Source organism: Kocuria rhizosphaerae (assembly GCF_044462265.1).
GTDB lineage: Bacteria > Actinomycetota > Actinomycetes > Actinomycetales > Micrococcaceae > Kocuria > Kocuria rhizosphaerae.
The window spans coordinates 97,265-109,228 of record NZ_JBISWL010000083.1 but is presented as its reverse complement, the minus strand read 5'-3'; the positions used below and the strand labels follow the sequence as shown (position 1 = coordinate 109,228).

Sequence of the window (11,964 nt, the reverse complement as noted above, 5' to 3'; positions counted from 1 at the left end):
TCGTGACCGATCTCGATCAGAAGCTGACGTGGACCGAACTCGACCGGCGTGCCGTGGACACTGTCCGGGTGCTGGCGGCGGATGCGGTGGAGAAGGTGGGCAATGGGCATCCGGGGACCGCGATGTCCTTGGCGCCGGCGGCGTATCTGCTGTTCCAGAAGGTGATGGTCCACGACCCGACCGATGACCGGTGGACCGGGCGTGACCGGTTCGTCCTCTCCCCGGGCCACACCTCGCTGACGCTGTACCTGCAGCTGTTCCTGTCCGGGTACGGGATGGAGCTCGAGGACATCGCGTCCCTGCGGACCTGGGGCTCGAAGACCCCGGGACACCCGGAGTACCGGCACACCACCGGGGTGGAGATCACCACCGGCCCGCTGGGCCAGGGCCTGGCCTCGGCGGTCGGGTTCGCCTACGCCCAGCGCTACACGAGGGGCCTGCTCGATCCCGAGGCCGCCGCGGGGAGCTCTCCCTTCGACCACATGGTGTACGTGATCGCCTCCGACGGGGACCTGCAGGAGGGGATCACCTCCGAGGCGTCCTCGCTGGCCGGTGTCCAGGAGCTGGGCAATCTCGTGGTGATCTACGACGACAACCACATCTCCATCGAGGACGACACCGACGTGGCCTTCACCGAGGACGTGTGCGCCCGCTACGCCGCCTACGGCTGGGACGTGGCACGGGTGGACTGGACGAAGTCCGGGGACTACGTCGAGGACGTGGCCGAGCTCTACGCGGCGATCCGCGCCGCGAAGGCGCAGACCGCCAAGCCCTCGCTGATCGCCCTGCGCACGGTCATCGGGTTCCCGGCCCCGGGCAAGCAGAACACCGGGGGCATCCACGGCTCCAAGCTCGGGGCCGAGGAGGTCGCCGCGACCAAGGAGGTCCTCGGCTTCGACCCGGAGAAGTCCTTCGTGGTGGAGGATGAGGTGATCGCCCACACCCGGGGCATCCAGGATCGGATGAAGGAGGTCCGGGCGCGGTGGGAGGAGCAGTTCTCCGCCTGGCGTCAGGCCAACCCCGACCGGGCGAGCCTCTACGACCGGATCCGGGCCGAGGAACTGCCCGAGAACTACGCGGACGCCTTCCCCGTCTTCGAGGCGGGGGCGGACGTGGCGACCCGGGCGGCCTCGGGCAAGGTCATCAACGCGATCGCCGCCACGTTCCCGGAGCTGTGGGGCGGGTCGGCGGACCTGGCCGGGTCCAACAACACGACCATCGAGTCCGCCAAGTCCTTCATCCCGGCGGCCCGTTCCACGGCCAAGTGGTCCGGGGACCCCTACGGGCGGGTGCTGCACTTCGGGATCCGCGAGCACGCCGCGGCGGCGATCGTCAACGGCATCGTGATGTCCTCCCAGACCCGGGCGTTCTGCGGGACGTTCCTGATCTTCTCCGACTACCAGCGCCCGGCCGTGCGCCTGGGCGCGCTGATGAAGGTCCCGGCCATCTACGTGTGGACCCACGACTCGATCGGCCTGGGCGAGGACGGGCCCACCCACCAGCCGGTCGAGCAGCTCTCGGCCCTGCGCGCGATCCCGGGCCTGGACGTGGTCCGCCCGGCCGATGCCAACGAGACCGCCATCGCCTGGCGGACGGTGCTGGAGAACCGTCACGGCCCGGCCGGGATCGCCCTGACCCGCCAGAACGTGCCCACCTTCGCCCGGGAGGACCTCCACCCCGAGGCCGAGGGCGAGAAGTTCGCCTCCGCCGAGGGCACCGCCCGCGGCGGCTACGTCCTGGCCCAGGCCCCCGGAGGCGCAGAACCGGACGTGATCCTGATCGGCACCGGCTCCGAGGTCGCCCTGGCCGTTCAGGCCCGGGCGCAGCTGGCCGCGCAGGGCATCAACGCCCGGGTCGTGTCCATGCCCTGCCGGGAGTGGTTCGACGCCCAGGACCCCGACTACCGCGAGTCCGTGATCCCCTCCCGGATCAAGGCCAGGGTCTCCGTGGAGGCCGGGATAGCCATGTCCTGGCGAGACCTGATCGGCGACGCCGGGCGGGCCGTGTCCCTGGAGCACTTCGGGGAGTCGGCCGACTACCAGAGGCTCTACCGCGAGTTCGGCATCACCGCCGAAGCGGTCACCACCGCCGCCCAGGACTCCCTGGCCGCCGCGGCCCAGACCGCTCCCACCGGAAGCTGAACCGCACCGGTTCCCCCCACCACCCAGCCCGCGGGGCGGGCACGGCATCACCGGTGCCCGCCCCCGCCCGACCAGCACTGCAGCCCGGCTGCAGAGAACCGAGGACCGCATGACCACTCCCACCCGCAAGCTCTCCGAGGCCGGAGTCTCGATCTGGCTCGACGACCTCTCCCGTGAGCGCCTGACCTCCGGGGGACTGGGCCGGCTGATCGAGGAGAAGGACGTCGTGGGCGTGACCACGAACCCCACGATCTTCGCCGCCGCCCTGGCCGCCCACGACGCCTACGAGGACCAGGTGCGCGAGCTCGCCGCGACCGGCACCGACGTCGACGAGGCCGTGCTGGCCATCACCACCGACGACGTCCGCGAGGCCTGCGACCTGTTCGCCCCCACCTACGAGGCCACCCAGGGCGTGGACGGACGGGTGTCCATCGAGGTCGACCCCCGCCTGGCCCAGGACGCCGAGGCGACCGCGGCCATGGCCCAGCGCCTGTCCCAGACCATCGACCGCCCCAACGCGCTGATCAAGATCCCCGCCACCGAGGCCGGGCTGCCCGCGATCACCGCCACGATCGCCGAGGGCATCTCGGTCAACGTGACCCTGATCTTCTCCCTGGACCGGTACCGGGCGGTCATCAACGCCTACCTGCTGGGCCTGGAGCAGGCCCTGGAGGCCGGCAAGGACCTCACCACCATCCACTCCGTGGCCTCCTTCTTCGTCTCCCGGGTGGACACCGAGATCGACGCCCGCCTCGAGCGGGTCGGCACCAAGGACGCCCAGGAGCTCAAGGGCAAGGCCGGGCTGGCCAACGCCCGCCTCGCCTACCAGATCTTCCAGGACTCCGTGGACACCGAACGCTGGGCCCGCCTGACCGGGGCCGGGGCGAACCCACAGCGGCCGCTGTGGGCCTCCACCGGGGTGAAGGACCCCTCCCTGCCCGACACCCTCTACGTGACCGGGCTCGTGGCCCCGCACACGGTCAACACCATGCCCGAGAAGACCCTCGAGGCCACCTACGACCACGCCGAGATCACCGGGGACACCATCAGCGGCACCTACGAGGCCTCCAACGCGGTCCTCGACGCCCTCGCGCACGCCGGGGTCTCCTACGACGAGGTCGTCACCAAGCTCGAGACCGAGGGCCTGACCAAGTTCGAGGACTCCTGGGACGAGCTGCTGGCCACCGTCCGCAACGCTCTCGACAACGCCCGCTGACCCTCGCCGGCACCGACTCCCGCCCTGCCCCATCCGAAGGAGAACCCATGAGCTCCCTGTCCGTCCAGACCTCCGGCGCGGCCCGCGACGCCGTCGACCGGCACGTGCCCGCGCTGGTGGGCGACAGGTTCGCCTCCCAGCTCTTCGCCCAGGACCCCACCCTGTGGGGGCCCGCGGCGGAGGACGAGTCCTCGAAGCGCCTCGGCTGGGTCGAGGCCGCCCAGGTCTCCCGTCCGCTGCTCGGCGAGATCACGGCGCTGCGCGAGGAGTTCGCGGCCGAGGGGGTGGACCGGTTCGTGCTCGCGGGCATGGGCGGGTCCTCCCTGGCCCCCGAGGTGATCACCCGCACCGCGGGCGTGGACCTGTTCGTGCTCGACTCTACCGACCCCGAGATGGTCGGGGCCGCGCTGGCCGACCGGCTCGAGCGGACGGCGATCGTCGTGTCCTCGAAGTCCGGTTCCACGGTCGAGACCGACTCGGCGCGGCGGGTCTTCGCCCGGGCCTTCGAAGACGCGGGGATCGACGCCGCCTCGCGCATCGTCGTGGTGACGGACCCCGGCTCGCCGATGGAGGCCTCGGCGCGCGAGGCGGGCTACCGCCGGGTCTTCACCGCGGACCCGGCCGTGGGCGGGCGCTTCTCCGCCCTGACGGCGTTCGGTCTGGTCCCCTCCGGCCTGGCCGGTGTGGACGTCGAGGCGCTGCTCGACGAGGCGGACGAGGCGGCGGAGGTGCTGCGCGAGGACGCCGAGGACAACCCCGGTCTGCACCTGGGCGCCGCGCTGGGCGGGACCGATCCCCTGCGCAACAAGCTGGTCTTCCGGGACCTCGGCTCCGGGATCGCGGGGTTCGCCGACTGGGCGGAGCAGCTGATCGCGGAGTCCACGGGCAAGGAGGGGAAGGGCCTCCTGCCCGTCGTCGCCGGCAACGGCCCGGACGACGCCCCGGAGACGTCCGCGGGCGCCGCGGACGTCCTCGTGGTCGAGCTCGTGGCCGAGGACGTCGAGGAGGCCCCGGAGGGCGACGCCGTACGGGTGTCCGGGTCCCTGGGCTCGCAGCTCATGCTGTGGGAGGTCGCCACGGCGGTCGCCGGGCGGCTGCTCGGCATCAACCCGTACGACCAGCCGGACGTGGAGTCGGCGAAGAACGCGACGCGCGCCCTGCTCGAGGACAAGCCGCAGCCCTCCCCCGCCGACGTGGTCGACGGTCCCGTGGAGATCCGCGGGTCGAAGGAGCTCCTCGACGGGACGCGCACGGTCGAGGACGCCCTGGGCAAGCTGCTGGGGCAGCTTCCGGAGACCGGCTACCTCTCCGTCCAGGCCTACTTCGACCGGCTCACGTGGGCCGAGCTGGAGAGCATCCGGCCCGTCCTGGCGCGGGCCACGGGCCGTCCCGTGACCTTCGGCTGGGGCCCGCGGTTCCTGCACTCCACCGGCCAGTACCACAAGGGCGGCCCTGCCGAGGGCGTGTACCTCCAGGTCACGGCCGCCTCGGAGACGGACCTGGACATCCCCGACAGCCCCTTCAGCTTCGGGGAGCTGATCGCAGCCCAGGCCGACGGCGACGCCCAGGTCCTCGAGGACCACGGCCGGCCCGTGCTGCGGCTGCGCCTGACCGACCGGAGCCAGGGCGTGGCCCGGCTCCGGGAGGCGGTCGCGGCCCTGGGCCGCTGACCGGGCCGGAGGGACCGGACCACTGTCCTAGTATGGGAGAACGCCACGGTCGGCGCGGGACGTCCCGCGCCGACCGTTGCGCGTGAAGGGGCCGGTGAGCGCGCTGCGCCCGCCCGGCACCGCAGAGACGTGAAGGAGATCCGTTGCCAGAGAAGAATGCCCGCAATCCCTTGCGGGACCCGAGGGACAGGCGGCTCGTGCGGGTCGCCGCCCCGTCGGCGCTCGTGCTGTTCGGCGTGACGGGGGACCTCGCCAAGAAGAAGCTCCTGCCGGCGATGTACGACCTCGCCAACCGGGGGCTGCTGCCTCCGTCGTTCGCGCTCGTCGGCTTCGGTCGCCGCGACTGGTCGCACGAGGAGTTCCGGGAGGTGGTGCGCGAGTCCGTGGAGTCCTACGCCCGCACCCCGTTCCAGGAGGACGTGTGGCGGCAGTTCGCCTCGGGCGTCCGGTTCGTGCGCGGCGAATTCGACGAGGACAAGGCCTACGAGGCGCTGAAGTCCACCCTGAAGGACCTCGACGTCAACGCCGGTACGCGCGGCAACCACGCGTTCTACCTCTCGATCCCGCCCAAGGCGTTCGAGACCGTGTGCCAGCGCCTGGCCGACCACGGGCTCGCCCAGCACGAGAACGCCTCAGGATGGCGGCGGGTGGTCATCGAGAAGCCGTTCGGCCACGACCTCGAGTCCGCGGCGGAGCTCAACGCCATCGTGGAGCGGGTCTTCCCGCAGGACTCCGTCTTCCGCATCGACCACTACCTCGGCAAGGAGACGGTGCAGAACATCCTGGCGCTGCGCTTCGCGAACCAGATGTTCGAGCCGCTGTGGAACGCGCAGTTCGTGGACCACGTGCAGATCACCATGGCCGAGGACATCGGCATCGGCTCCCGCGCCGGCTACTACGACGGCGTGGGCGCGGCCCGCGACGTCATCCAGAACCACCTGCTGCAGCTGCTGGCCCTCACCGCCATGGAGGAGCCGCTGTCCTTCGAGGCGCACCACATGCGCGCGGAGAAGGCCAAGGTGCTCGCCTCCGTGGTGCTGCCCGACGACCTGGCCTCGCACTCGGCGCTCGGTCAGTACCGCTCCGGGCTGCAGGGCGGGGAGCGCGTCAAGGCCTTCCACGAGGAGCAGGACATCCCGGCGGACTCCCGCACGGAGACCTTCGCGGCCCTGCGCGTGGACATCAACAACCGCCGCTGGGCCGACGTGCCGTTCTACCTCCGGGCCGGCAAGCGCCTGGGCCGGCGCGTGACCGAGATCGCCGTGCAGTTCAAGAAGTCCCCGAACCTGCTGTTCGGGGACAACGGCCACGAGGACCTCGGGCAGAACGTCATCGTGATCCGGATCCAGCCCGACGAGGGCGTGACCATCCGCCTCGGCTCCAAGGTGCCCGGAACCCAGTCGGAGATCCGCGACGTCACCATGGACTTCGGCTACGGGCACTCGTTCACCGAGTCCAGCCCTGAGGCCTACGAGCGGCTCATCCTCGACGTCCTGCTCGGCGAGCCACCGCTGTTCCCGGACCACGAGGAGGTCGAGCTGTCCTGGCGGATCCTCGACCCCTTCGAGGAGTGCTGGGAGCAGCAGCAGATCATGCCGGAGCCGTACGCACCGGGGTCCTGGGGACCCGCCGGCGCGCACGAGCTGCTGGCCCGCGACGGACGCGTCTGGAGGCGACCGTGATCGTTTCGATGGAGAACACCACCACCTCGGCCATCGACAAGAAGCTCAACCAGCTGCGGGACCAGCACGGCGTCGTCACGCTGGGCCGTGTGCTCACCCTCGTCATCCTGGCGCAGGCCGGGCACTCGGAGGCCGCGCTCGAGGCTGCGAACTTCGCGAGCCACGAACACCCGTGCCGGATCCTGGTGCACGTGGCGCACTCGTCCGCCGAGAGCACCCGGCTCGACGCGCAGCTGCGCATGGGCGGCGACGCCGGAGCCTCCGAGGTCATCGTGCTGCACGGCTACGGGGAGCTCGCCGAGCCCACGGAGACCCTCTTCTCCGCTCTGCTGCTGCCGGACGCCCCGATCGTCGCCTGGTGGCCGCACACGGTGCCGGCCCCCACCCCGCACACGTCCTCGATCGCACGGATCGCCCACCGCCGGATCATGGACTCCGCGCGCAGCGAGGACACGTTCGAGACGCTGCTCGACCTCAGCCGGCGGTACGTGCCCGGCGACACCGACCTGGCCTGGACCCGGGCGACGAACTGGCGCATCCAGCTCGCGGCGGTCCTGGACCAGGCCGAGCCGGCCCCCGTGCGCGAGGTCGTCGTCGAGGGCTGTGGGCACTCCCCCAGCGTCGTGCTGGTCGGCGCATGGCTGGGCACCCGGCTCGACGCCGAGGTCACCTTCGTCAACAATCCCGGCCCCCGGCGGCTCGACCGGGTCACCCTCGTCCGCGACGACGGGGAGATCGTGCTCGAGCGGCCCGGCCGGACCGTGGCGGTGCTCCGCCAGCCGGGCCAGCCCGACCAGCAGATCGCCATGCCCGTGCGGGACCTCAAGGCCTGCATCGCCGAGGAGCTCCGGCGCCTGGACCCGGACGAGGTCTACGGCGAGGTGCTCACGACCGGGCTGCACGACGTGCGCGTGGCCGACATCGTGGACGCGGCCGGGGAGCTGACCCCCGGCGCGAGCCGCTTCCTGGCGGAGCACGGCGGCGGGCGTCCCGCGGAGACGCCGGCGGGCGGATCTGCCCGCCCGCGCACGGACGGTGCCGCTGAGCAGGCCGGCACCGCGTCCGCCACGGCGCCGGCCCCTCGACCGGCCACGGCCCCCGGCACGGAACCGGGCGATGCCACGCGCAGCGAGCGGGTCGTCACCGCTCCCGGAGAGGAGCAGGCATGAGCACCCGACCCGTGACGATCGCCCATCCGGACAAGCGGGCCCTGGCCGCCGAGACCGCCGAGCGGGCCCTCGTGGTCCTGGCCGAGGCCCAGGAGGAGCGCGGCGAGGCGACCGTGGTGCTGACCGGCGGGAGCATGGGCGCCGCGGTGCTCGCCGCACTGGCCGCCTCCCCGCGGCGGGACCGGGTGGACTGGTCCCGGGTGAACGTGTGGTGGTCGGACGAGCGCTTCGTGGCCGAGGACAGCCCGGAACGCAACTACCGCCAGGCGGTCGACGCCGTGGGCGGGGCCCTGGCCCTGAACGCGGACCGCGTCCACCCCGTCGGCAGTTCGTCCGACTTCGCCTCCGCCGACGACGCGGCCCTCGACTACCGGGAGGAGCTGGCGGCCGCCGGGGCGGCCGAGCACTCCGCCGAGGGCCTGCCGCGCTTCGACCTCTCCCTGCTGGGTCTGGGTCCGGACGGCCACGTGGCGTCCCTGTTCCCGGGCCTGCCCCACGTGCACGAGCAGGAGGCCACGGTCCTCGGCGTGGAGGGGTCGCCCAAGCCTCCCCCCGTGCGGGTCACCATGACCCTGCCGCTGGTCAATGCCGCGCGGCGCGTGTGGTTCCTCGTGGCGGGCCCGGACAAGGCGGAGGCCGTCGCGGCCGTGCGCTCCGGCGCCCCGCTCGACCGGACGCCCGGGGCCGGGGTGCACGGGACCGAGGAGACCCTGCTGCTCGTCACCGAGGACGCCCTGGGCGGCTGAACCCCGGAACGGCCGTCGCCGGACGGGCCCGTGCCGCGGAGGCCCCCGGCGTCGTCCGCCGTGAGCCGGGCTCCAGCCCCCGGTGTCCGGCACCGCCCGTCACGGCGGCGTCGCCGCCGGTCCGTCCAGGGCCACGGGACGGGGCGTGGCCGCCGGGACGGAGGAAACGTTGCCCGCGGTCCTGGACCCCGCCGCCGTCCCGGGACATACACTGAGCCGCAGGGCAACAGGTCAGCAACCCATCGGCGGGTCCTTGGGGGTGATCCTCGTGAACCTTCGCAGACTTCCCGCGCCGGCCGCCCAGGCGGCGGCCGGCGTGCTGCTCGTGACGGCCTGCGGAACGGGAGCCGGACCACCGGACGGCGATCCGCAGGACGGGGCGACCGCCGGCCCGGTCGCTCCGAGCGCCGTGGCCGACCCCGAGCTGGTGCTGCCCTGGATCCCGATCGGCCCGACGGGGCCGGGAGAGCCCCTGTGGTACGACCCGATCCGCACCCTGGACTGCTCCGACGACGATCTCGTCGCCTCGCGGTCGGAACCGGTCCCTCTGGCGGGCTACCTGCTCTGCCACGCGCTCGAGCGGGACGACCCGCAGCTGTGGTCCCGAGGGGTCGAGGCCCTGGAGTCGGGGGGCGAGCCCCAGAACTGCTGGGAGCGGGCGGCGGACGCGGGGCTGCGGCGCCTCGTGGAGTTCCACCGTGCGCATCCCGGTGCCGATCCCGTGCTGGAGCCGCCGGAGGGGACCGCCTGTCCCCTGGTGCTGGAAGCGCTCGAGACCCCGGTGTCCGCCGACGACCCCGGGGCGCCGGTGTCCGTTCCCTCGTGCGGTGGTGCGCCCGTATTCCTGGACGGGAACATCGTGCGGCTCCCCGAGGGCACCGTCCGCTCGGTCTCCGTCGGGGCCGTCGACGTACCGGTGCACTCCGGCAACGGCGGGCTGTTCTTCCGCGCCCCGGCCAGCGCTGAAGCTGGTCCTGTGTCCGTCACCGTGGCCGAGTCGGACCATCCGGTGGAAGGGAAGCTGGAACTGCTCTACACCCGGCCTCCGGGCGGGTGCCCGGCACCGCCACCGACCGTGCCGGACCCGGGCCGCGCGTCGTGAGCGAACGCCGTGCGAATGCCTCGGCCCTCGGCCAGGTGGTGCAGGTCGCCGCGTTCCTGGGGCTGCCGGCCACCGTCCTGACGGGACTGCTGGTGTTCTTCGGCTGGGCGAGGGCCGAGGCCCAGGCGCGCCACATGGGGCTGCACGTCGACCTCTTCGGCTACTCGACCCGCGACTACGTGCTGACGAGCATCAGCGCCCTGTACCTGCCCCTGCTCGGCCTCGTCACCGGGGCCATGGTCTGGTTCTGGACCGACCGGCGCCTGCACGAGAGCCTGTCCCGGACGCAGCACCCCGCCCGCGCGATCCGCCTCTGCGGTGTCGTGGTGGCCGGCGCGGTGGCCGCCTGCCTCGCCCTGCTCGTCGTCGCCATGACCGAACCACCCGGTGCCGACCTGTACGTCCCCGGCCTCATGGCCCTGGCCGTGCTCGCCGCCGCGTGGGCGGTCCGCATCCGTCGGTCCCTCGGGCCGGGGCCTGAGCACGGATCGCGGGCCCGCCCGCGTTCACCGGCAGAGTCCCTCCTCGTCCTCGCCCTCGTCTCCCTGCTGCTGTTCTGGGGTACGAGCGGCTTCGCCGGGGCCATGGGGCGCCAGCAGGCCGTGCAGCTCGAGCTCCAGGTGCAGCAGATGCCCCGCGCCCGGGTGCACAGCACCCGTCCGCTCGGTCTGACGGTCCCGTCGGTCACCGAGGAGGTCGTGGCGCCGCCCGGTGGCGGCGCTCAGGGTCGTCCGCTGTACCGGTACGAGGGCCTCCGTCTGCTGAGCGTGGACGGCGGCCGGTACTTCTTCCTCCACGACGGCTGGACCGTCCGGGAGGGCACCGTCGTGGTGCTGCCGGACGACTCGTCGCTGTGGGTGGAGTACCGGCGGTGAGCGCCGGAACCCCCGCCCCGGGCGCCCCTGCTCGACGCAGGACGCGTCCGCCCCGGGTGCGGACCGGCGTCCGCCGCGCCGGGGCCCGACGGACGACGGCGACCGGGGCGCGGACGGGTTCAGACGGCCGTGCCGGTGAACCGCATGGTCAAGGCGTACGCGGCGATCGCCAGCGCCCAGACCACGGCCGTGGTGGTCGTGAGCCGCACGAGGTTCTTCTGGGCCACGCCGGAGGTGTTGAGGGACTGGGTCATGCCGCCGCCGAACATGTCGGACAGGCCGCCTCCCTTGCCCTTGTTCAGGAGCACGAGCAGGACGGCCAGCAGGCTCGTGACCACGATGACGACCAGGAGCACGTTCTGCAGAATTTCCACTGGGGCCTTCCCTCGGGGTTGCGGTCGAGCAGCCCGCGCCCCGGACGGGCGCGGGCCAACGCGGGATCGTGATCAGTCGGTCACGAGGTGCTGCTCGAACCTGGCAATGTTAGCAAACTCCTCCGCGTCGAGGCTCGCCCCGCCGACCAGGACGCCGTCCACGTCCTTGCCCCGCAGGATCGCCCCGGCGTTGGCGGCCTTCGCCGAACCGCCGTAGAGGATGCGGGTCCTGGCGGCGGTCGCCTCGTCGTGCAGCTCGGCGATCTCGGCGCGGATCGCGGCGGCCATCTCCTGGGCGTCCTCGGGCCCGGCGACCTCACCGGTGCCGATCGCCCAGACCGGCTCGTAGGCCACCACGAGCTCGGCGACCCGCTCGGCCTCGAGACCGGCGACGGACCCGCGCAGCTGCTCGAGCGTGAACGCCACGTGCTCGCCCGCCTGCCGGACCTGGAGGCCCTCCCCCACGCACAGCACGGGGACCAGCCCGTGGCGGTGGGCGGCCTGGATCTTCGCGTTGCACTGCTCGTCGGACTCGCCGTGGACGGTCCGTCGCTCGGAGTGGCCCACGAGCACGTAGGTGCAGCCGAGCTTGGCGAGGAACTGGCCGGAGATGTCCCCGGTGTAGGCGCCGGAGTCCTTGTCCGAGAGGTCCTGGGCCCCGTGGACGACGCGGATGCCCTCGCCCTCCACGAGGCTCTGGACGGAGCGCAGGTCGGTGAACGGCGGGAAGACCGCGACCTCGACCCTGGAGTAGTCGTGCTTGGCGTCGTCCAGCGTCCACGCGAGCTTCTGCAGCAGCGCGATGGCCTGGACGTGGTCCATGTTCATCTTCCAGTTGCCGGCGATGAGCGGCGTTCGGTCGAACTGTCCGTTGGTCTGCGACGTCATGGGGAGCTCCTGTCCGCGGCGGGTGGGCCGCTGGTCGTGGGGTCGTACGGGAAGGGCACCCCGGCCGCGGAGGGCCGGGGTGCCACGTCGAGGGGCCGCGC

10 protein-coding genes are annotated in these 11,964 nt (G+C 72.7%); 8 read left to right on the top strand and 2 right to left on the bottom strand.

What is annotated here, in order from left to right; translation table 11 throughout:
- Positions 1–2: 2 nt before the first annotated feature.
- From tkt to ACH9EU_RS10165, 8 genes are all read left to right on the top strand, one after another.
- Positions 3–2,141: a transketolase gene (gene tkt / locus ACH9EU_RS10200; RefSeq protein WP_396412816.1), complete on the top strand. Its 2,139-nt coding sequence runs from the start codon at positions 3–5 to the stop codon at positions 2,139–2,141.
- 109 nt (positions 2,142–2,250) lie between these two features.
- Positions 2,251–3,357, top strand: coding sequence for a transaldolase (tal, locus tag ACH9EU_RS10195; RefSeq protein WP_396412817.1), 1,107 nt, complete (start codon positions 2,251–2,253; stop codon positions 3,355–3,357).
- Between the two features lie 47 nt (positions 3,358–3,404).
- Positions 3,405–5,027, top strand: a complete 1,623-nt coding sequence (locus ACH9EU_RS10190; RefSeq protein ID WP_396413816.1) for a glucose-6-phosphate isomerase — start codon at positions 3,405–3,407, stop codon at positions 5,025–5,027.
- Positions 5,028–5,197: 170 nt separating this feature from the next.
- On the top strand, positions 5,198–6,709 hold the full coding sequence (zwf, locus tag ACH9EU_RS10185) for a glucose-6-phosphate dehydrogenase (protein WP_396413821.1): 1,512 nt from the start codon (positions 5,198–5,200) through the stop codon (positions 6,707–6,709).
- Positions 6,706–7,878, top strand: coding sequence for a glucose-6-phosphate dehydrogenase assembly protein OpcA (locus ACH9EU_RS10180; RefSeq protein WP_396413815.1), 1,173 nt, complete (start codon positions 6,706–6,708; stop codon positions 7,876–7,878). The genes zwf and ACH9EU_RS10180 overlap by 4 nt, the downstream gene beginning before the upstream one ends.
- Positions 7,875–8,624 (top strand): 6-phosphogluconolactonase, encoded by a 750-nt coding sequence (gene pgl / locus ACH9EU_RS10175; RefSeq protein ID WP_396413814.1) that lies wholly within the window; start codon positions 7,875–7,877, stop codon positions 8,622–8,624. Before ACH9EU_RS10180 ends, pgl begins: the two co-directional genes overlap by 4 nt.
- A gap of 268 nt (positions 8,625–8,892) precedes the next feature.
- Positions 8,893–9,726: a hypothetical protein gene (locus ACH9EU_RS10170; RefSeq protein ID WP_396413813.1), complete on the top strand. Its 834-nt coding sequence runs from the start codon at positions 8,893–8,895 to the stop codon at positions 9,724–9,726.
- Complete coding sequence (locus tag ACH9EU_RS10165; RefSeq protein WP_396413812.1) at positions 9,723–10,601, top strand: hypothetical protein; 879 nt, start codon at positions 9,723–9,725, stop codon at positions 10,599–10,601. Before ACH9EU_RS10170 ends, ACH9EU_RS10165 begins: the two co-directional genes overlap by 4 nt.
- 119 nt (positions 10,602–10,720) lie before the next feature.
- Here the strand turns inward: ACH9EU_RS10165 and secG are convergent, their stop codons facing one another.
- Both secG and tpiA read right to left on the bottom strand, forming a co-directional pair.
- The gene (gene secG, locus ACH9EU_RS10160) at positions 10,721–10,975 is read right to left on the bottom strand and encodes a preprotein translocase subunit SecG (RefSeq protein ID WP_396413811.1); all 255 of its coding nucleotides are present in this window, start codon (positions 10,973–10,975) and stop codon (positions 10,721–10,723) included.
- Positions 10,976–11,047: 72 nt separating this feature from the next.
- The gene (tpiA, locus tag ACH9EU_RS10155) at positions 11,048–11,863 is read right to left on the bottom strand and encodes a triose-phosphate isomerase (RefSeq protein ID WP_396413810.1); all 816 of its coding nucleotides are present in this window, start codon (positions 11,861–11,863) and stop codon (positions 11,048–11,050) included.
- Positions 11,864–11,964: the final 101 nt, after the last annotated feature.

Bases quoted from the DNA above. Each gene is read 5' to 3' on its own strand.
- tal (WP_396412817.1), top strand. From the start codon at position 2,251: ATGACCACTCCCACCCGCAAGCTCTCCGAGGCCGGAGTCTCGATCTGG.
- ACH9EU_RS10190 (WP_396413816.1), top strand. From the start codon at position 3,405: ATGAGCTCCCTGTCCGTCCAGACCTCCGGCGCGGCCCGCGACGCCGTC.
- pgl (WP_396413814.1), top strand. From the start codon at position 7,875: ATGAGCACCCGACCCGTGACGATCGCCCATCCGGACAAGCGGGCCCTG.
- tpiA (WP_396413810.1), bottom strand. From the start codon at position 11,863: ATGACGTCGCAGACCAACGGACAGTTCGACCGAACGCCGCTCATCGCC.